A 19009-nucleotide genomic window follows, 5' to 3' on the forward strand; every position below is an offset into this window, starting at 1 on the left:
ACCCCAACCCCTCCCTGTCAGGGAGGGGCCATTGAAACGTCAGGCCTTTCGCCCCGCAATAAACGCATCGACGTTGCGCCCAAGCACCGTCATCGGCACCCCGCCGCCCTGCACGACCGCATCGTTGAACGCCTTGAAGTCGTAGCGTCTGCCCAATACCGTCTTCGCCCGGTCGCGCAGGCGGTTGATCTCCGAATGGCCGACCTTGTAGCCGCAGGCCTGGCCCGGCCACGAACAATAGCGGTCGACCTCGCCCGTTACCTCGTCGACACTCGACCCGTTGGTGCTCGCGAACCAGTCGATGGCCTGTTGCCGGGTCCAGCGCTTGGCGTGCAGCCCGGTATCGACCACCATCCGGCACGCGCGGAACGCGATCGACTGCAGATAGCCGAGCCGCCCGACCGGATCGCCCTCATACGCGCCCAGCTCGTCGCCAAGCTGCTCGGCGTAAAGCGCCCAGCCTTCCGAAAAGGCGTTGAACTGCAACAGCGACCGGATCAGCGGCAGGCGGAAGCTGTATTCGCCCTGCCACACATGGCCGGGGATCGCCTCGTGATAGGTCAGCGTCGGCAGCGAATAGCGGGTCCAGATGCCGGTATTGCGCAGGTTGATCCACATCTTCCCCGGCACCTTGCCGTCGATCGATCCCGGCCCGCCATAGGCCCCCGGCGCGCCGGCTTCTTCGACCACAGGGATGCGCTTCACCTCGACATTGCCCGGCGCCAGCGTGTTGAACGCGCGCGGCATCCGGGCGCGGATATCGCGCAACCGGTTCTGAACCAGCTCCATGATCTGCGCGCGCCCGGCATCGCCTTCCGGAAAGGTAAAGCGAGGGTCCTCGCCCAGCGCCGTCATCCGCTCGCCGACGCTGCCCTTGCTATAGCCCAGGCCCTTCAAGATCACGTCCATCTGCGACTGCAACCGCGCCAGTTCGTCGCGGCCCATCGCATGGACCTCGTCGGGCGTCATCGTCGTCGTGGTCGACGCGCGCAGTCCCCAGCGATACCAGGCGTCGCCATCGGGCCGCGCCCACATGCCGGCGTCCGACGTCGCCTTCTTGCGATCGTCCTGCACTGCCGCCAATTGCCGTTCGAGCGCGGGCTTCACCCGGTCGCGGGCGATGGCGGTCGCCTGCGCACCCCAGTCGCCCGGAATGTCCCTGGTCCGCCGGGTCAGCGACGTCACCACGTCCCAACTCGCCGGATCGCCGGCCAGCGACTGCGTCATCTGCTTCAGCGTCTTGTCGAGCAGGAAATCAGGCGGCACCACGCCGCGTGCCGACGCCGCGCGTACCCGTGCCGTCTCTCCGTCAAGCTGCGTGGCATAGCTGTCGAGCCGTGCGAGATAGGCATCGGCATCCGCCCTGGTCGCGATGCTGTGATCGCTGTCGAGGAAGCGCGGTATGTCGAGATAGGCGCCGACATTCTGAATCACGACATAGGGCGTGTTGCGCCACCCGCCGACGGCAACATCGCCATAGGGTAGGGCAAAGCCGTCGAGCGCGGTTTCGAACGCGGTCTTCACCACGTCGATATTGGTGCGCGTCGTCGGGGACAGCGGCGCGATGTCGATGCCTTTGAGCGTCGCGGCATGCGCGCGCAGATGCTCGGCGATCGCGCGCTGGCCCGCCGCCGACCGATCGCCCAGCTGCCCCTTCAGCGCCGCCCGCGCACCGGTATCAATGCCGAGACCGCTGGCGCCCTCGGGCGAATCGACCAGCATCGCTTCGGCAATTTGCGATAGCGTCGCTTCGGCGGCCTTGTCGGCGGCACTCGCGGTGGGCGCGCCGGTCTGCGCACGGGCCGGCAGGGCGGCGGCCAGTGTCGTTGCGGCGGCACCAGCGATCCAGTCGCGGCGGGTCAGTTCCATCGGCAATCCTCGTGAACGAAGCGTTGCCGCCTTCTCCTGCGCCGCGTGCCCTGCGTCAATCGTCCGGCGCGACGCTCAGCGTCGATCCGCTGACCCCGACGATCCGCACGCGCCGGCCGGCTTCCAGGTCGGGGCCGCGCGCGATCCAGTCGCTGTCGCCGACCCGTACCCGACCGATCCCGCCGACGATCGCCTCGACCACGATCACGTCCTGCCCGATCAGCCGCGCCGCGCGGTCGTTGAGCAGCGGGTCGTCGCTGTCGACCGGATATTCGGCGTACCAGCGCCGCCCGATCAGCACGGTCACCACGCTCCACGCCCCGAACACCGCCAGTTCGGCCGGCAACGTCAGTGCAGGAAACAACAGCGCCAGCAGACCGGTGATCGTCGCGGCGATCGCCACGAAGACGAGGAATACGCCCGGCACCGCCAGCTCGGCCGCGCCCAGCGCCGCCGCCAGCAACAGCCAGCCATAGCCGCTATCGATCATCGCGCGGGCGGCTCGAACGGCCCGATCGGCCGTTCCCGGACCGCCGGTGCCGGGGCAGGGGTGGGCGCGGCGGGCTTGGTATCGCCCAGTGCTTCCTTGGCCAGCTGCCCGATCCCGCCCAGCGTCCCGATCAACTGCGTCGCCTCGACCGGGAACAGGATCGTCTTGGCATTGGGGCTGGTCGCGAACTTGCCGACCGCCTCGACATATTTCTGCGCGATGAAATAGTTGATCGCCTGCGTGCCGCCCGCTTCGATCGCATCGCTGACCACCTGCGTCGCCTTGGCCTCGGCTTCGGCGGCGCGTTCGCGGGCTTCGGAATCGCGGAACGCCGATTCGCGCCGTCCTTCGGCTTCGAGGATGCGGGCCTGTTTCTGGCCCTCGGCGCGCAGGATTTCGGAGGCGCGCGTGCCCTCTGCCTCTAGGATGTTGGCGCGCTTCTCGCGCTCCGCCTTCATCTGGCGGCCCATTGCATTGACGATGTCGGCGGGCGGGCGGATGTCCTTGATCTCGACGCGGGTGATCTTCACCCCCCACGGATTGGTCGCATGGTCGACCACACCCAGCAGGCGGGCGTTGATCTCGTCGCGCTTCGACAGCGTCTCGTCGAGGTCCATCGACCCCATGACCGTGCGCAAATTGGTGGTCGTAATCTGCTGAAGCGCGACATACAGGTCGGACACCTCATACGCCGCCTTGGCCGGGTCAAGCACCTGAAAGAACACGACTCCGTCGGTCGATACCATGGCATTGTCGCGGGTGATGATCTCCTGTCCCGGTATATCGATCACCTGCTCCATCATGTTCACCTTGCGCCCGACGCGATAGAAGAAGGCGGGGTAGAAATTGAACCCCGGCTTGGCGACGGCGGTGAACCGGCCGAAATGTTCGATCGTATATTGATGCCCCTGCGTGACGATCTTCACGCTCGCGAACAGATAGAGCAGCACCACCAGCACCAGCGCCGCGATCACGCCTACGATCATCGCTCATCCCCGCTTGCCTCGACCGGGATCGGTCTAGCATAGCGTCGGCATGGAACCCACCATAAGCCTCGCCCCGCGCAGCCTTTTGTTCGTGCCCGCCGCGCGAACCAACATGATCACGAAGGCCGCCGGGCTGCCCGCCGACCTGATCGTCCTCGACCTTGAGGACGCGGTTCGCGCCGATGAAAAGGCGGCGGCACGCGCCGCATTGCCGGCGGCGATCGAGTTGCTCGGCGGTCGCAGCGCGGTTCGCGTCAACGCGCCCGACACCGACCAGTTTGCCGCCGATCTGCGCGCGATCGGCAACGTTCCGCTGGTCGTCGTGCCGAAGGTCGAGCGCGCCGCCGACGTCGGCCCTCTCGCCGGGCGGGCGGTGCTGGCGATGATCGAGACGCCGCGCGGCGTGCTGGCAGCGGCGGAGATCGCGGCGGTTCCCGGCGTGGTCGGGCTGATGATCGGGACCAACGACCTCGCCGCCGAACTACGCCTGCCACCCGGTGGCGGGCGGGCTGCCCTGACCCTGGCCTTGCAGAGCGTCGTGCTTGCCGCGCGGGCGGCGGGGGGCTGGGCGATCGACGGCGTGTTCAACGCGCTTGCCGATCCGGACGGGCTGGCGCGCGAATGTGCCGAGGGGCGGGCGCTCGGCTTCGACGGCAAGTCGCTGATCCATCCCGGCCAGATCGCCGCCGCCAACGCCGCCTTCTCACCCAGCACCGCCGAACTGGAGGAAGCCGGGGCGTTGATTGCGGCCGCGACCGGCGGGGCGGAGCGGTTTCGCGACAGGATGATAGAGGCCATGCACGTCGAAACCGCGCGAAGGTTGCTCGAACGCGCGCGTTGACGCTTGCCCGTCACGTTTCGGATCGATAGTGGGGCGCATGTCGCTCCGCCCGATCCTCGGACTCGCCGCCCTGCTGTGCAGCGCCTCGGCGGTTCATGCCCAGCAGATCACACCTCAGATGCTGCGCGATCATGTCGCGGTGTTGGCCAGTGATGCGTATGAGGGCCGCGAACCCGGAACGCCCGGTGGCGATCGTGCCGAAGCCTATGTGTTGCAGGCCTTTGCCGATGCCGGCCTGAAACCCGGCGCGCCCGATGGCCGCTGGCGGCAGGAAGTATCGCTGACCGCGATCGAGGCGAAATCGGCCACTGCGTCGGTTACCCGTGGCGGCCGTACCATCCCGCTGACCGGTGTCGTGGCGATCGGTGCCGCGCCCGAAACCAGCATCAAAGGTGCCGGTATCGTCTATGCCGGCGGGATCGAGGCAGATGCCATCGCCCCCGCGCCGGTTCGCGGCAAGGTCGTGGTGATGACGCTCGGCCCCGGCCGGGCCGGCAAGGTGAAGGTGCTGGCAAAGGCCGGTGCCGCCGCCGCGATCTTCATGGCCCCGGCCACCATCTCCGAAGCCGACTTACGCGAGAATTTCGGCCGCTCGACGGTTCGCGACGGCGAAGCAGCGCCGCTGCCGGTCGCCTATGCCTCCGAAGCGCAAGCCGCGAGCCTGCTGGGTGACCGGGCGAAAACGCTGGCGAAGGCTGGCACTGCCAAGGATTTTCGCTCCGTCGATATCGATGGCACGCTCGACCTGACGGCGACCACCACCCGCCGCCGCTACACCACCGCCAATATCGTCGGCATGATCCCCGGCCGCATCCGGCCCAACGAGGCCGTCCTGCTGTCGGCGCACTGGGACCATATCGGCATCTGCCGGGCCGAGGGCGCTCCCGACCGCATCTGTAACGGCGCCGCCGACAATGCCAGCGGCACCGCGATCCTGATCGAGGTCGCACGGGTACTGGCGAAGGGGCCGCCGCCCGAACGCAGCATCTATTTCGTCGCGACCACGGCCGAGGAAAAGGGGCTGATCGGTGCCGATGCCTATGCCGCCGCCGTTGCCGATACGCCGCTGAAGATCGTCGCGAACCTCAATATCGACACGACCGCGATCATCCCCACGGGCACGCCGGTCGCGATCGTCGGTCGCGGCAATCATCCGAAGATCGATGCGATCGTCGATGCCACCGCCCGTTCGCTCGGCCGCAAGGTCGATACCAATACCGAAGCGAACATCATGATCCAGCGGCAGGATGGTTGGGCATTCGGCAAGCGCGGCATCCCCGCGATCATGGCGACCGGCTCGGTCAGCGACATGAAGCGGCTGTTCGCCTATCTCGACGGGCCATATCACAAGCCGAACGACGACCTCGCCAATATCGATCTGTCGGGTGCCGCCGAGGATGCCGACCTTCACGTCGCGCTTGCCCGCTCGCTTGCCGACCCCACCCGCTACCCCGCCAACTGAAGACGAGACGACGCTTCCCATGGATATCACCCTCGGCCTGACCTTCGACGACGTGCTGCTGGTTCCGCAGGAATCGGACGTGCTGCCCAGCCAGGCCGACCCGCGCACCCGCGTCGCCCGCAATCTGGCGCTCAACATTCCGTTCCTGTCGTCCGCGATGGACACGGTTACGGAGGCGGACATGGCGATCGTCATGGCGCAGTTGGGCGGGATCGGCGTGCTCCACCGCAACCTGACCGTCGAGGAACAGGTCGCGGCGGTACGCGCGGTCAAGCGCTTCGAAAGCGGCATGGTCGTCAACCCGATCACCATCACCGCCGACGCACCGCTCGCCGCCGCGCGCGCGCTGATGGAGCGCCACCGGATCAGCGGCATTCCGGTCGTCGAGGGCTCGGGTAAGCTGGTCGGCATCCTGACCAACCGCGACGTCCGCTTCGCCGAGAACCCGAACCAGCCGGTCGCCGAACTGATGACCCGCGATAATCTCGCGACCGTCCGTATCGGCGTTTCACAGGAAGAAGCCCGCCGTCAGCTGCACCAGCGCCGCATCGAAAAGCTGCTGGTCGTCGACGACGCCTATCGCTGCGTGGGTCTCATCACCGTCAAGGACATCGAAAAGGCGGTGACCTATCCCAACGCCACCAAGGACAGCGCCGGCCGCCTCTGTGTCGCTGCGGCGACCACGGTCGGCGAAAAGGGGTTCGAGCGCACCGAGGCCCTGATTGAAGCCGAATGCGACCTGATCGTCATCGACACCGCCCACGGCCATAACCGGCAGGTCGCCGAGGCGGTAAAGCGGGTGAAGTCGATCGCGCCGGATGTGCAGGTCATCGCCGGTAACGTCGCGACCGGCGAAGCGACCCGCGCGCTGATCGACGCTGGCGCCGACGGCATCAAGGTCGGCATCGGCCCGGGGTCGATCTGCACCACCCGTGTCGTCGCCGGCGTCGGCGTGCCGCAGCTGACGGCGGTAATGGATGCAGCAAAGGCCGCGGCCGGCACCGGCGTTCCGGTCATCGCCGATGGCGGCATCCGCACCTCGGGCGACGTCGCCAAGGCGCTGGCCGCCGGGGCTTCGGCGGTCATGATCGGATCGCTGCTGGCCGGTACCGAGGAAGCACCCGGCGAAACCTTCCTGTATCAGGGCCGCGCGTACAAGAGCTATCGCGGCATGGGTTCGGTCGGGGCGATGGCAAAGGGCTCGGCCGACCGGTATTTCCAGCAGGACATCAAGGATCAGCTGAAACTGGTACCCGAGGGCATCGAAGGGCAGGTCGCGTTCAAGGGGCCGGCCAAGGACGTGATCCACCAGCTGGTCGGCGGGGTGAAGGCGGCGATGGGCTATACCGGGTCGCACACCATCACCGATCTGCAGGAGCGCGCCCGCTTCGTCCGGATCACCAATGCCGGCTTGCGCGAAAGCCATGTCCACGACGTGACGATCACCCGCGAGGCACCGAACTACCCGACACGCTGACGTTCAACGGTGACGATCGGGAACGGCAAGCGTCCTTTTCCCGGCCGTCGTTCCCTTTCGCGCTACCGTGCGTTGACGGTACGGCACCACGCTTCGTGCCAGCGAACGCTGGATTGATCTATGTTATGTTGGTAGCGTCGGGCATGGTTTTTCTGGACAGCAACGCATGACTCCGGCGGCACGGACCCAGGCGACGATCGATCTGGTCGACGCGATCCTCGATGCGGCGCGGATCGGCGGTGCAGCGGGCGATCAGGTCGCCAAACGCTTTTTCGCCGCACGCCGCTATGCCGGGTCGAAGGATCGCCGTGCGATCCGCACGCTCGCCTATGACGCGATCCGCCGCTTCGGCGCGGTCCCCGTCAGCGCCCGCGCCGCGATCGTCGCGTTGGCGGACGACAATGCCGATCTCGCCGCCACCTTCGACGGATCGCCTTACGGTCCCGCGCCGATCACGGGCGACGAACCCCGCGCGGAAACCAGCTACGCCCCGGCATGGCTGGTGGATGCGTTGCGCAGCGCCGGCCTCGACGACACCGACCTTGTCGCGTTGCTGGAGCGCGCGCCGCTCGACGTCCGGGTCAATCGCCTGCGCACCGACCGCGACACCCTGCTTGCCGAACTGGGCGGCGAACCGGCCGCCGACCTGCCCGATGCCATCCGCTTGCCGGCCGACACCCTGCCCGACAGCGAGGCGCTCCGCGATGGCCGTGCCGAGGTGCAGGATATCGGCAGCCAGATCGTCTCGCTCGCCACCTGTGCCGAGCCGGGCGGCTTCGCAATCGATCTGTGTGCCGGTGGTGGCGGCAAGACGCTTGCGATCTCCGCACAGATGGCGGGGGAGGGGCGCATCCTCGCCACCGATACCGACCGCCCGCGCCTGTCACGCCTCGCCCCCCGAGCCGCGCGCGCGGGCGTGACGATCGCCGAACCGCGGCTGCTCGATCCGGGCAAGGAAGCGGCGATGCTGTCCGACATGGCCGGACAGGCGGACTGGGTCATGGTCGATGCCCCTTGCTCGGGCACCGGCACGTGGCGGCGCAACCCCGAGGCGCGCTGGCGGCTGACCCCCGATCGGCTCGACCGCGTGGTCGCGACGCAGGCGCGACTGCTCGACGTGGCGGCCGGCCTCACCGCACCGACCGGCACGATCACCTATGTCGTCTGTTCGCTGCTCGATGCCGAAGGCGCCGGACAGGTCGATGCGTTTCTGGCACGCAATCCCGAATGGCGCGCGCTGCCGCTTGCATTGCCGCGCGGGCACGTCCACGGTCCGGGAATGCGCCTGACCCCGGCATCCGATTCAACCGACGGCTTCTTCGTCGCGCGGCTCGGCCGGGGATAGAGCATGCCAGTATCGCGCTCGGAGAAGTTGATGCGGTTCACCTCGGTTTCGGTCGCGGCCGCGCTCGCGCTGGTCTGCGCATCGACTTCGCTCAGCGGGCAGCGTCCCGATAACCAGATCGACCCGCGCTCGACCGCGTTGCTGCAACAGGGGCGCACCGCACAGGCCGCCGGCAATATCGAGGGGGCCGTCGGCCTGATCGAAAGCGCACTGGTCGTCGATCCGCGCAACCGCCCTGCCTATATCGCGCTCGCCGATATCGCACGGGGGCAGGGACTGCCCGGCAAGTCGATCCGCCTGTACCGCGAGGCGCTGAGCCTCGAACCCAATGACGTCGTCGCGCTGAAGGGCGAGGGCGAGGCTCTGGTGCAGAAGGGAGCCGTCACCAAGGCGCGCGAAACGCTGGCGAAGCTCAAGACCGTCTGTGGCGCGACTTGCCCCGCCGCGACCGAACTGGCCGCCGTCATTGCCAAGGGGCCGCCGGTCACCGCGACCGCGCAACAGACCCCGCCGATCGTACCGGGCACCCCGACGACGAAGCAGCAGTAATGGCGTTGCTGCTCGCCGCGCTGGCCCTGGTCCAGACGAACGTGGCCGATCAACCGCCGGCGTTCCTTCAGGTTACCGGCAACGCTATGGTCGCCACCCCGCCCGATCGGGTGGAAATCGGCTATTCGATTGCAGGCGAAGGCAAGACGCCGGACGATGCCAGCCGGGCGCTTGCCGCTCGGCAGCAGGCGATTGCCGACGGACTGGCGGGGGTGCTGGACGGCGCGGCGAAGGTCACAACCGGCAATGTCGAACTGACCGAAGTCCGCGCACCGGAATGCGACCTGTCGGGCTATGGTAATCGACCGCGGATCAGCACCGGCGCATGCTCGGTCATTGGCTATGTCGCAACGCTTCAGGGCACCGCCCGCACGAGCGCGGTTGCCAAGGCCGGCACGGCCGTCGGTCTCGCCGTACGTTTGGGGGCACGCGATGCCCGGGTCCGGCAATTTCGTCTTGCCGATCCGGCTGCGGCAATGCGGCGCGCGACCGCTGCCGCGATCGCCGATTCCCGCGCGAAGGCGGAGGCGATGGCCACCGCCGCCGGGGTCCGGCTGGGCGGGGTACTGAGCGTGACCGATCAGAACCAGCAATCGATCGACAGCGTAAGCGCGGACGATATCGGATCGATGCCCGGCGTAGCGCGTGGCCCGGTTTCCGGTGCGGTCGCCATTCCGCTTTCCCCCGAACCGATCGAGACGCGAGCGCGGGTCTACGTCCGCTTTGCGGTGGTCCGGTAGCAGCTCAACCCGCATCCAGCCGCCGGGCGAGCGCGACGAACTCGGCCACGCTGACCGTCTCCGCCCGACGGGTCGGATCGATCCCAACCGTTTCGGCCGCCTCGATCGCGCCCGGCACCGACTTCAAGCTCTGCCGCAGCATCTTGCGCCGCTGACCGAACGCGGCGGCGGTCAGCCGTTCGAGCGTCCTGAGCGATACGCCTTCGGGCGGATCGGTCGGCACGACATGCACTACCGCCGACATTACCTTTGGCGGGGGCGTGAAGGCACTGCGGTGTACCGGCATCGCAATCCGCGCCGTACTGCGCCACTGCGCCAGCACCGCCAACCGGCCATAGGCATCGTCATTGGCGCTCGCGACGATCCGGTCGGCAACCTCGCGCTGGAACATCAACGTCAGGCTGCGCCACCACGGCTGCCAGTCGCTCGACAACCAGCCGACGAACAGCGCGGTGCCGACATTATAGGGCAAGTTGGAGGCGATATGCGGCCGCCCCTCGAACAGTGACGGCGCGTGGATCTCCAGCGCATCGCCCTCGATGACCCGCAACCGTCCCGGAAACGCGGCGCCCAGTTCCTCCAGCGCCGGGATACAGCGCCGGTCGCGCTCGATCGCGGTCACTTTCGCGCCCGCCAGCAGCAGTCCGCGGGTCAGCCCGCCCGGACCGGGGCCGACCTCCAGCACCTCCTGATCGTGCAGGTCGCCCGGCACGCGCGCGATCCGGTCGAGCAATTGTTGGTCGAACAGGAAATTCTGCCCCAGCGCCTTGTTCGCCGACAGGTCGTGGCGCTTGATGACCTCGCGCAGCGGCGGCAGGTCGCCGACCGGGGCAACGCTCACGCTGCGGCCCGGCGCGCGGCGGCTTCGCCCGCCATGCGGATCGCCGCGATCATCGCGCCCGGCTCCGCCATGTCCCGCCCGGCAATGTCGAAGGCCGTGCCGTGATCGGGCGAAGTCCGCACGATCGGCAACCCCAGCGTGATGTTGACACCATCGTCGAAATGCAGCGTCTTGATCGGGATCAGCGCCTGATCGTGATACGCACACAGTGCCGCGTCGTACCGTGCCCGTGCGCGCGGATGGAACATGGTGTCGGCCGCCAGCGGTCCGACGATATCGATCCCCTCGGCTCGCAGTTGCTCTACCGCCGGCACCATCACGTCGATCTCTTCGCGACCGATGGCGCCGCCTTCGCCAGCATGCGGGTTCAGCCCCGCCAGCGCGAGACGCGGTGCGTCGATCCCGAAGTCGCGAGTCAGCCCGCGCGCCGTCGCACGCGCCCGCGCGATCAGCAGGTCGATGGTCAGCGCCTCCGGCACCGCCGCCAGCGGCTCGTGGATCGTCACCGGCACCACCCGCAGCGTCGGTCCGGCCAGCATCATCACCGCATTCTCGCGCGCGACGCCACAGCGTTCGGCGACGAATTCGGTCTGTCCCGGATAATCGAAGCCGACCCGGTACAGCTCCGCCTTCGACACCGGCGCGGTGACCAGCCCCGACGCCGCGTCCGATCGCGCCAGCCCGGCGGCCATTTCGAGCGATTGCAATGCACAGCGCGCGCCGCCGATATCGGGACGTCCGGGCACGATCGCTTCGTCATCGACCACCGACACGACGGGCAGCGCGCGGTGGAATATGTCGCACGCGTCGCGCGGATCGTCGATACTCTCGACCGGACCGTTCCACACCGCCGACACGGCGCGGATGTCACCGACCGCGAAGAAGCAGGGCAGCTTCTCGCTGTTCCGTCGGTCCCACGCCTTGGCGATCACCTCCGGGCCGATCCCGGCAGGATCGCCCATCGACACCGCTAACGGAGCGATCCCCCGCATCGCGTTCGCTCCCTCAGCGATATTCAATCACTGCGTCACGCCGCAGATCGCGCATCATGCGCTGCGCCCGCAGGTTGACGCGCTCCTGCTCCAGCCCCTGCTGGATCTGCGCCGCGCTGGGTAGCGTGCCGTTGCGCGGGTCTTCGCGACCGCACAGTACCAGTACGCGCACGCCATCCTTGGGCGAACCGAAGGGCGGGGTCGCCTGTCCGACGTTCAGCTTCAGGATGATCTCCTGCAATGCCGGCGGCAGGCTGCGGACGGTGACGGCGTCGTTGTCGACGACCTCCGCCTTTTGCGTCTGCGCCACCTTGGTCGCGTCGCCGCACCCACGGATCGCCTGCGTCGCTTCGGTAAAGGCCGCGACCTTCGCGCTCGCTTGCGCCTCGGTCGTGCCGGACGGGAAGGGGAGGAACAACTGGCGCAAGGCCAGCTTCGCGTCGCGCGGATCGGCCATCAGCACCTGCCGCTTGTCGGCCAGATACAGGATCGAATAACCGCCCGGCACCTCGATCGGTCCGGCGATCTGCCCGACCTGCATCTGCTGCGCGGCGCGCTGCAACTGTTCGGGGAGCATGTTCAGCCGCACGAAGCCCAGATCGCCACCCACCGCGCGCGTCGACGCTTCGGAGAAGTTGCGTGCGAAATATTCGAACGGCGCGCCCTGTCGGATCTGCTCGATCATCTTGGTCATCGCCGCCTGTACTTCGGCAGCGCGGTCGGGCGTGGCGCTCATATAGATTTCGCGCAGGCTATATTCTTCGGCGCCCTTGGATTCCTCCATGCGCTTGATGACCGCGGCGACTTCTTCCTCGCCGACGTTCACGAACGGCTCGACCTGTCGCCGCAGCAGCCGGCTCCACGCCAGTTCGCCCTCGATCTGCCGCCGCAGCGACCGGTCCGACGAACCGACCGTCCGCAGATACGCGCGAAGCTGCTCCGGCGTCTGGTTGAAGCGCTGCTTGGCGAGGCGGTTGAAGCTCTGCTCCAGCTCGGCGGGCGTGACGGTGATGTCCTTCGCCTTGGCCTGCTGGATCTGCAGGGTCTCGTCGATCAGCTGGCGCACGACCTGCTGGCGCAGCACTTCGCGATCCTCGTTGCTCAGCTTGAAATCGTTGAGCGCGACGATCAACGCCATGCGCTGATCGACATCGGTGCCGGTCAGCACCGTATCGTTCACGATCGCGGTCGGCTTGCGGATATTGGGGTCCAGCTTGCCGAAGATCGTCGGGTTGCCCGGCAGGTTCAGGTTCGCCCCGGGCACTTCCTGCCCGTCGCTCACGGTCTGCGCCGCCAGCGTGGCGGCGGCGGCGATCGCGACGAAACCGGCGATCGAACGGCCGATGCGGCCGACATTCACGATGTTGTTGGTCACTTGGTCGTCTTATCCCATGCGCGCGTCATCAGGGCGGTGCCGCACCATTCGGGCAAATTCATGACCCGCCGCGCCTGAACAGGGCCTTATCGCCCCAGGTTCTTCAATGCCAGCGTTACCAGATAGCTGCTGCCGCTGCGCGCGTCGCCGATCCGCTGGTAATCGCGCTTCCACGTCAGGCCCAGCCGCAGGCAATCGTCCTCATATTGGACACCCAACCGGTGACGGATCGGATCGTAACCATCGGACAGCGATAGCGAATCTTCCGACTTGTCGGTCAGGTCGACCGTCGCCGATCCGAAGGCGGACCACAACGGACCATAGGCGATCCGCCCCGCGACGCGAATTTCCTCACGGTCCTGCAAATCCTCCAGCTCGTCGATATCGCGGTTCAGCCGCAGATAGCCAACCTGCAAATAGGTCCGCCGGCTGCCGACCGTCGCGTCGAGTTCGTTGCGGCGAATCTTCAACCCGTCCTTGTCGAGCCGGTAGCGATGGGTGAACGTCACCAGTTCGCGGAAACGGATATCGGTCCGCCCGACGAAATCCGACCAGCGATCGTCCAGCCCGGTGCCGCTCGGCAGGATGCTGGCGCGCTCACTGGCGCGATAACTCTGTCCGACCGTCGCCGCGACCGCCACGCCCGGCAGATCGAGCGCATAGTCGAGGCCATAGGTAACACGCGACGAATCCTCGAACCGGTCATATCCGGCGAAGCGGTTGAGTGCGAACAGGTTCGAATCTTCAAGGTCGACGGCGCGCGCGTCTTCGTTCGGGACCGCCAGATTGGCGATCTTCGGCGAAGCGACGAATTGCAGTCGCGGGCTGATCCGCTGCGTGCCCGCACCGATCGCCCCGACGAACGGCCAGCGGATATCGACCGCCGCCGCCGCGATGCCGCGCGGCGTGAACCCTTCGTCGCCACGATAGCTCAGCACCGCCGTATCGATCGTGTCACGCGCATTATAGACGTCGCCACGCCCATAGGCGGTAAACGTCACTTCCTGCCCCAGCGGCGTATAGCGCGTCAGATCCCAGCGCGCGGCGGCAAAGGCCCGCTGCGTATCCTGTCCCTCGCTCCGCCCGATCGCCAGCGTATTCAGCTGAACCTGCGCCACCCCGCCTAGTAGCTGGCCGAAGCGGCGGCGATAGTCGATTTCGGGAAGCGCCACCGGCTGCATCCCCTGATCGTCACCGACCCGGAGCGTCTGCACCGCCCAGCCGCTGATCGTCAGCATCGAGTCGCGGTCGATCCGCTCGACCGTCACATTGTTCCGCAACCGGTCGTCGCGCGAAATGTCGTAGCGGCGCAAGAACGTCTGGTCGGTAGTGTAGCGCAGCGAGCCTGATACCGCCCAGTTCGGATCGCGCTGGAACCGCCCGACTGCGTCGAGATAGCCACGGAACGACTGTTCGCTGCCCGCGGGAACAATGCCGAGCACCAGATCGTCGCTACGCCGGCTGACCGTCGCATAGCCCTGTACCCGGTACGCACCCTTCGACGTCAGCGCGCGATAGTCGCCTTGCAACATCGGCAGCACCGCGGTGAAGACATGCGGCGTGATCGTCAGGTCGCGATTGCGGGCAAGGTTGAAATAATAGGGAACGGCGACCTCGACGCCGTTGACCCGGTCCAGCCGGATCGACGGCGCCAGCAACCCCGAATCGCTGCCATCGCCGATCGAATGCGAGAAGGACGGCAGCGGGATCGTCGGCAGGCCGAAAATGGTCAGCCCCGCACCGGTGTAGCGGATGCGCTTGCGGGTCGGGTCGTACCGGACCTTGATCGCGGTGATCTTCCACGACGGTTCCTTGGGACACCCCGCCGAATTGGTCACCGAACAGGGCGTATAGGCGGCACTTTCGACGGTCACGACACCGTTTTCCGACCGGGTGCCGCGCTTCGCCGCGATCCGCCCGCCCTCGTCGAGCACCACCAGCATATTGTCGACGACACCGTCCTTCAGCGTATCGGTCAGCTCGATCCGGTCACCGTACGCGACGTCGCCCTGCGGGTTGGTGACGGCAATATTGCCGTCGGCGACGACCTGTCCCGTCTTGCGGTTCCACGTCACCCGGTCGGCGCGGAGCCGGTTGCCCTCGCGCAGCAGCCGCACTTCGCCGCTCGCGGTAACGATGTCGGCGTTGCTGTCATATTCGAGCAGGTCCGACGAGAAATCGATCTGGTCGCTGGTCGCCGGGGTCGGCAGCGCCTGTTCGGGTGCAGGCGGCGGCGCAGGTCGATCCTGCAAGTCCTGCGCGAAGGCCGGCCCGCCGAACGCCAACGTCAACCCAAGGGCAAGCGACCCGATCGAACGCACCACTAGTTCCGCTTCCCTTTGTCGCCGCCCTGTGGCGACCCTGTCGCCCGTGCCTGTCGCCCTCTGGCGACCTTGTCACCTGTGCCTATCGCATCGTGCAGCGGGAACCGCAATCGCCGTCCACCCGCTTTACCTGCCCGCAACAGACGGCCTAGAAGACGGCAGCGCCCGCGTGCGCCAGCGTAGAAGGAAGTGCATGTCGATCTCGATCCAGTTCGTCCCCGACCGGGGAACCGCCACCGCCCTTGTCCTGCCCGTCGCCGGCGGGGGACTCGACCGGATCGCCGCGGCCGGGCTGGACGATGCCACCGCGACACTGGTCGCAGGTGCCGCCCGCGCCGGCCGGTTCGAGGGTGAGGCCGGATCGATGGCCGAAATCTTCGTCCCCGGTGACGGCGACAATGCGAACCGCGTCATCCTGCTCGGCATCGGTGCCGGCGATGGCGCGGCATTGGAAAAGGCCGGAGGTGCGCTGACCGGTCGTTTCCTGCTGTCGGGTCTGACCGAGCTGACCGTCGACTTCGCCGGCACCGACGTGCCTGCGCCATCGGTCGCACGCTTCGCGGCGACGGCGGCACAGCGCGGCTGGCGTCAGGACGGCTATCGGACGAAGATGCCCGAAAAGTCGAAGCCGACGCTGAAGACGATCATCATCGCCAACGCGCCCGACGGCATCGATGATGCGTTCGTCGCCGCCGATGCGATCACCAAGGGACTGGACCTGACCCGCACGCTGGTCACCGATCCGCCGAACATACTCTACCCGGTCAGCTTCGTCGAGAAATGCCGCGAGCTGGCCGATCTCGGCATCGAACTGACCATCCTCGACGAACGGCAGATGGCCGAACTCGGCATGGGTGCGCTGCTCGGCGTCAGCCTCGGCTCCGAAAAGGAAGCGCGCCTGCTCGCGATGCGCTGGAACGGCAAGGGGGAGGGGGATGTCGACCTCGCGCTGGTCGGCAAGGGCGTGACTTTCGACACCGGCGGCATCTCGTTGAAGCCCGGACCCGGCATGGAAGACATGAAGTGGGACATGGGCGGCGCGGGCGCGGTCGCCGGCGCGATGAAGGTGCTGGCGTCGCGCAAGGCGAAGGCGAATGTCGTCGGCGTGGTCGGGCTGGTCGAAAATATGCCCGATGGCAAGGCGATGCGCCCCGGCGACGTCGTAACCAGCATGTCGGGTCAGACGATCGAAGTCCTCAACACTGATGCCGAAGGGCGTCTGGTCCTGTGCGACGTCCTGACTTGGGTTCAGCAGACGCACAAGCCGAAGACGATCGTCGACCTCGCCACGTTGACCGGCGCGATGATCATTTCGCTGGGCAGCGAGCATGGCGGCATGTTCGCCAACGACGATTCGCTCGCCGACCAGTTGCTGGCCGCATCACGCGAATCGGGCGACCTGCTGTGGCGCTTCCCGCTGTCGCCGGCTTATGACAAGCTGCTCGACAGCCCGATCGCCGACATGAAGAATATCGGCCCGCGCGGTGCCGGCTCGATCACCGCCGCCCAGTTCCTGAAGCGCTATATCGACGAAGGCGTCCGCTGGGCACATCTCGACATCGCCGGCATGGTGTGGGCCGACAAGCCCGGCAACCATCACGACAAGGGCGCGACCGGCTTCGGCGTGCGCCTGCTCGACCGGTTCGTCGCGGATAATTTCGAGGCATAACGTCATTCCCGCGAAGGCGGGAATCCATACACGCTAAGGTGGCGGCTCCATCGCGATCGTTAGTGGCTATGGGTTCCCACCTGCGCGGGAACGACGATTGGGCACAGTCATGAAAGTCGACTTCTACCACCTGACCCGCAGCCCGCTCGACCGCGTGCTCCCACGCATCGCCGCCCGCCTGCACGGCGATGGCGAACGGCTGCTGCTGGTGTCCGAGGATGCCGACCAGCGCCGCGACCTCGACATGCTGCTCTGGACCTATGCCCCCGACAGCTTCCTACCGCACGCGCAGGCCGGGGCGGGTAACGACAGCCTGCAAGCGGTGCTGATCGCCTCCGACGCCGTCCCGGCCAATGCCGCCCACAACATTGCAATCGTCGACGGCCGCTGGCGCGACGAGGCGCTGGCCTTCGACCGCGCCTTCCACTTTTTCGGCGAAGACCATATCGCCGCCGCCCGCACCGCGTGGAAGGCGCTGGCCGACCGAGACGGTGTCGAACGCCGATACTGGCGGCAGGGCGACAATGGTTGGGAACAGGCGGCGTAACGCTTGCCTGCGACGCGGCGCCCGACTAGGGGGACCGTCAACTTCCAACCAGCAACGCAGGAGCTGCGACCACCATGGCCGCCACCCGTACCTTTTCGATCATCAAGCCCGACGCGACCCGCCGCAACCTGACCGGTGCCGTCACCAAGATGCTGGAGGAAGCCGGCCTGCGCGTCGTCGCTTCTAAGCGTATCCAGATGACCCGCGAACAGGCCGAAGGCTTCTACGGCGTGCACCGTGAGCGTCCGTTCTTCAACGACTTGGTGTCGTTCATGATTTCTGGCCCGGTCGTCGTGCAGGTGCTGGAAGGCGAGAACGCCGTTCAGGCGAACCGCGACATCATGGGCGCGACCAACCCGGCAAACGCCGATGCCGGCACCATCCGCAAGGAACTCGCCGAATCGATCGAAGCCAATTCGGTCCATGGTTCGGATTCGGAAGAGAATGCGAAGATCGAAATCGACTTCTTCTTCAAGCCCGAAGAAATCGTCGGCTGATCGATCTGCCGATGTGACGAAAAGGTCCGCTTCCCGGTTGGGGAGCGGGCTTTTTTGTGTCCACCGGCTGCGCCAACGTCCCGCCGTTCGTCCTGAGTAGCCATTGAACTTGTCGAAATGGCGTATCGAAGGACCGTTGGTGGCAAAGTGCTTCGATACGGGTCTTCGACTTCGCTCAGCCCCTACTCAGCACGAACGGGTTAAGGCGAGAACACGCCCCCCAAACCCGTTCGGTTCGAGCAGCTTCAAGTTTGTCGAGAAGCGTCCGTCGAGAACCTGGCGCTTGGGGCGCCGCCCTTCTCGACTTCGGTTCTCGACAAGCTCGAACCTAAGCTCGAAGCAAACGGAAAGTAGGAGAGGGGCCGAAACCCCACCCCTTTACTTGACCACCGTGCTCGCAGCGACCGCTACCACTGGCGTCCCAACCGACACCGCCGCCGTCGCGGGCACCGCAACCGGCACCGCCGATTCGGTGAACGCCTTCAGCTCACGACCTGCCGGGATACGCGCGCTCTTGCCGGTCACGAACGGCGCGGCCGGCCACAGGAGCGCGACCGACGCTACCGTCGCAACGGTATTGCCTTCGCCTTCCTGGCGATACTTGCCGGTCACCGGAATGCGGCGACCGTTCAGGTCGATCGAGCGAACCTGGATTTCCATCTTGCCCGACTTGCCGAACGCGCCCTTGCCGGTCAGCCACGTGACTTCGCCCACCGCCGGCGTACCCTTCGGAATCACGACGTAGTCGCCCAGCATCACGTCGGCCGCGACGGTCAGGCCGAACTTGTACCCGACCTCGATCCGACCGCCCTTGGTCGTCAGGTCTTCGTTCATCGACAGCAAAATCTCGGTGTTCGCAGGCAGTTGCGCGTTCGCAGCGGCCCCGCCCCGCGCAACTGCAGTCAACGGCGCTGCCGAATCCTGCGCAATGGCAGCCGACATCGACGCGCCAGCAACAGCGGCGACGCAAAGCATCTTCACGATCTTCATAAACTTCCCCTCTAC

17 protein-coding genes are annotated in these 19009 nt (G+C 66.9%); 9 read left to right on the forward strand and 8 right to left on the reverse strand.

Translation table 11 applies throughout. The features are described from left to right. Window positions 1-39 precede the first annotated feature (39 nt). The 3 genes from ASE59_RS02965 to ASE59_RS02975 are packed head-to-tail and all read right to left on the reverse strand — an operon-like array spanning window position 40 to window position 3345. On the reverse strand, window positions 40-1869 hold the full coding sequence (locus ASE59_RS02965) for a DUF885 domain-containing protein (protein WP_056451783.1): 1830 nt from the start codon (window positions 1867-1869) through the stop codon (window positions 40-42). A gap of 55 nt (window positions 1870-1924) precedes the next feature. Then, window positions 1925-2359: an NfeD family protein gene (locus ASE59_RS02970; protein ID WP_056451785.1), complete on the reverse strand. Its 435-nt coding sequence runs from the start codon at window positions 2357-2359 to the stop codon at window positions 1925-1927. Next, the gene (locus ASE59_RS02975) at window positions 2356-3345 is read right to left on the reverse strand and encodes an SPFH domain-containing protein (protein WP_056451787.1); all 990 of its coding nucleotides are present in this window, start codon (window positions 3343-3345) and stop codon (window positions 2356-2358) included. The genes ASE59_RS02970 and ASE59_RS02975 overlap by 4 nt, the downstream gene beginning before the upstream one ends. A gap of 49 nt (window positions 3346-3394) precedes the next feature. On the opposite strand from ASE59_RS02975, the gene ASE59_RS02980 reads away from it, so the two are divergent. The 6 genes from ASE59_RS02980 to ASE59_RS03005 all read left to right on the forward strand — a co-directional run bounded on the left by ASE59_RS02980 (window position 3395) and on the right by ASE59_RS03005 (window position 9759). Further along, window positions 3395-4186, forward strand: coding sequence for an HpcH/HpaI aldolase/citrate lyase family protein (locus tag ASE59_RS02980; RefSeq protein WP_056451789.1), 792 nt, complete (start codon window positions 3395-3397; stop codon window positions 4184-4186). 37 nt (window positions 4187-4223) lie between these two features. Continuing rightward, window positions 4224-5648, forward strand: a complete 1425-nt coding sequence (locus ASE59_RS02985; RefSeq protein ID WP_056451791.1) for a M28 family peptidase — start codon at window positions 4224-4226, stop codon at window positions 5646-5648. Window positions 5649-5667: 19 nt separating this feature from the next. Next, a complete protein-coding gene (guaB, locus tag ASE59_RS02990) occupies window positions 5668-7125 on the forward strand; it encodes an IMP dehydrogenase (RefSeq protein ID WP_056451792.1) in 1458 nt (485 codons plus the stop codon). Between the two features lie 166 nt (window positions 7126-7291). Next, a complete protein-coding gene (locus ASE59_RS02995) occupies window positions 7292-8470 on the forward strand; it encodes an RsmB/NOP family class I SAM-dependent RNA methyltransferase (RefSeq protein ID WP_056451794.1) in 1179 nt (392 codons plus the stop codon). A gap of 30 nt (window positions 8471-8500) precedes the next feature. Beyond that, the gene (locus tag ASE59_RS03000; protein ID WP_200913142.1) at window positions 8501-9019 is read left to right on the forward strand and encodes a tetratricopeptide repeat protein; all 519 of its coding nucleotides are present in this window, start codon (window positions 8501-8503) and stop codon (window positions 9017-9019) included. Then, window positions 9019-9759 (forward strand): SIMPL domain-containing protein, encoded by a 741-nt coding sequence (locus ASE59_RS03005; RefSeq protein ID WP_056451799.1) that lies wholly within the window; start codon window positions 9019-9021, stop codon window positions 9757-9759. Before ASE59_RS03000 ends, ASE59_RS03005 begins: the two co-directional genes overlap by 1 nt. Window positions 9760-9763: 4 nt before the next feature. Here the strand turns inward: ASE59_RS03005 and rsmA are convergent, their stop codons facing one another. The 4 genes from rsmA to ASE59_RS03025 all read right to left on the reverse strand — a co-directional run bounded on the left by rsmA (window position 9764) and on the right by ASE59_RS03025 (window position 15288). After that, window positions 9764-10600, reverse strand: a complete 837-nt coding sequence (rsmA, locus tag ASE59_RS03010; protein ID WP_235515618.1) for a 16S rRNA (adenine(1518)-N(6)/adenine(1519)-N(6))-dimethyltransferase RsmA — start codon at window positions 10598-10600, stop codon at window positions 9764-9766. Next, window positions 10597-11592 (reverse strand): 4-hydroxythreonine-4-phosphate dehydrogenase PdxA, encoded by a 996-nt coding sequence (gene pdxA, locus ASE59_RS03015; protein ID WP_082458042.1) that lies wholly within the window; start codon window positions 11590-11592, stop codon window positions 10597-10599. Before pdxA ends, rsmA begins: the two co-directional genes overlap by 4 nt. 13 nt (window positions 11593-11605) lie before the next feature. Then, window positions 11606-12967, reverse strand: a complete 1362-nt coding sequence (locus ASE59_RS03020) for a peptidylprolyl isomerase (RefSeq protein ID WP_056451803.1) — start codon at window positions 12965-12967, stop codon at window positions 11606-11608. An 86-nt stretch (window positions 12968-13053) separates the two neighbouring features. Continuing rightward, window positions 13054-15288 carry an LPS-assembly protein LptD gene (locus ASE59_RS03025; RefSeq protein WP_200913155.1) on the reverse strand — a complete coding sequence of 745 codons (2235 nt, stop codon included), beginning with the start codon at window positions 15286-15288 and terminating at the stop codon, window positions 13054-13056. A gap of 196 nt (window positions 15289-15484) precedes the next feature. Between ASE59_RS03025 and ASE59_RS03030 the strand changes: the two genes are divergently transcribed. From ASE59_RS03030 to ndk, 3 genes are all read left to right on the forward strand, one after another. Next, entirely contained in the window at window positions 15485-16960 is a 1476-nt protein-coding gene (locus tag ASE59_RS03030) for a leucyl aminopeptidase (protein WP_056451807.1), read from the forward strand. Window positions 16961-17069: 109 nt separating this feature from the next. After that, window positions 17070-17507, forward strand: coding sequence for a DNA polymerase III subunit chi (locus ASE59_RS03035; RefSeq protein WP_056451809.1), 438 nt, complete (start codon window positions 17070-17072; stop codon window positions 17505-17507). 74 nt (window positions 17508-17581) lie between these two features. Further along, window positions 17582-18004, forward strand: coding sequence for a nucleoside-diphosphate kinase (gene ndk / locus ASE59_RS03040; RefSeq protein WP_055756278.1), 423 nt, complete (start codon window positions 17582-17584; stop codon window positions 18002-18004). A gap of 378 nt (window positions 18005-18382) precedes the next feature. Here the strand turns inward: ndk and ASE59_RS03045 are convergent, their stop codons facing one another. After that, entirely contained in the window at window positions 18383-18994 is a 612-nt protein-coding gene (locus ASE59_RS03045; RefSeq protein WP_056451811.1) for a hypothetical protein, read from the reverse strand. Between the last annotated feature and the right edge of the window lie 15 nt (window positions 18995-19009).

It is taken from the genome of Sphingomonas sp. Leaf10 (genome assembly GCF_001421245.1).
Lineage (GTDB): Bacteria > Pseudomonadota > Alphaproteobacteria > Sphingomonadales > Sphingomonadaceae > Sphingomonas.

What these genes read in the sequence shown, in the direction of transcription:
- pdxA (WP_082458042.1), bottom strand. Translation starts at nt 11,592, where the DNA reads ATGCGGGGGATCGCTCCGTTAGCGGTGTCGATGGGCGATCCTGCCGGG.
- ASE59_RS02995 (WP_056451794.1), top strand. Translation starts at nt 7,292, where the DNA reads ATGACTCCGGCGGCACGGACCCAGGCGACGATCGATCTGGTCGACGCG.
- ASE59_RS03035 (WP_056451809.1), top strand. Translation starts at nt 17,070, where the DNA reads ATGAAAGTCGACTTCTACCACCTGACCCGCAGCCCGCTCGACCGCGTG.
- ASE59_RS03005 (WP_056451799.1), top strand. Translation starts at nt 9,019, where the DNA reads ATGGCGTTGCTGCTCGCCGCGCTGGCCCTGGTCCAGACGAACGTGGCC.
- ASE59_RS02980 (WP_056451789.1), top strand. Translation starts at nt 3,395, where the DNA reads ATGGAACCCACCATAAGCCTCGCCCCGCGCAGCCTTTTGTTCGTGCCC.
- ASE59_RS02970 (WP_056451785.1), bottom strand. Translation starts at nt 2,359, where the DNA reads ATGATCGATAGCGGCTATGGCTGGCTGTTGCTGGCGGCGGCGCTGGGC.
- ASE59_RS03030 (WP_056451807.1), top strand. Translation starts at nt 15,485, where the DNA reads ATGTCGATCTCGATCCAGTTCGTCCCCGACCGGGGAACCGCCACCGCC.
- ASE59_RS02975 (WP_056451787.1), bottom strand. Translation starts at nt 3,345, where the DNA reads ATGATCGTAGGCGTGATCGCGGCGCTGGTGCTGGTGGTGCTGCTCTAT.
- ASE59_RS02965 (WP_056451783.1), bottom strand. Translation starts at nt 1,869, where the DNA reads ATGGAACTGACCCGCCGCGACTGGATCGCTGGTGCCGCCGCAACGACA.
- ndk (WP_055756278.1), top strand. Translation starts at nt 17,582, where the DNA reads ATGGCCGCCACCCGTACCTTTTCGATCATCAAGCCCGACGCGACCCGC.
- ASE59_RS02985 (WP_056451791.1), top strand. Translation starts at nt 4,224, where the DNA reads ATGTCGCTCCGCCCGATCCTCGGACTCGCCGCCCTGCTGTGCAGCGCC.
- ASE59_RS03000 (WP_200913142.1), top strand. Translation starts at nt 8,501, where the DNA reads ATGCGGTTCACCTCGGTTTCGGTCGCGGCCGCGCTCGCGCTGGTCTGC.
- guaB (WP_056451792.1), top strand. Translation starts at nt 5,668, where the DNA reads ATGGATATCACCCTCGGCCTGACCTTCGACGACGTGCTGCTGGTTCCG.
- ASE59_RS03045 (WP_056451811.1), bottom strand. Translation starts at nt 18,994, where the DNA reads ATGAAGATCGTGAAGATGCTTTGCGTCGCCGCTGTTGCTGGCGCGTCG.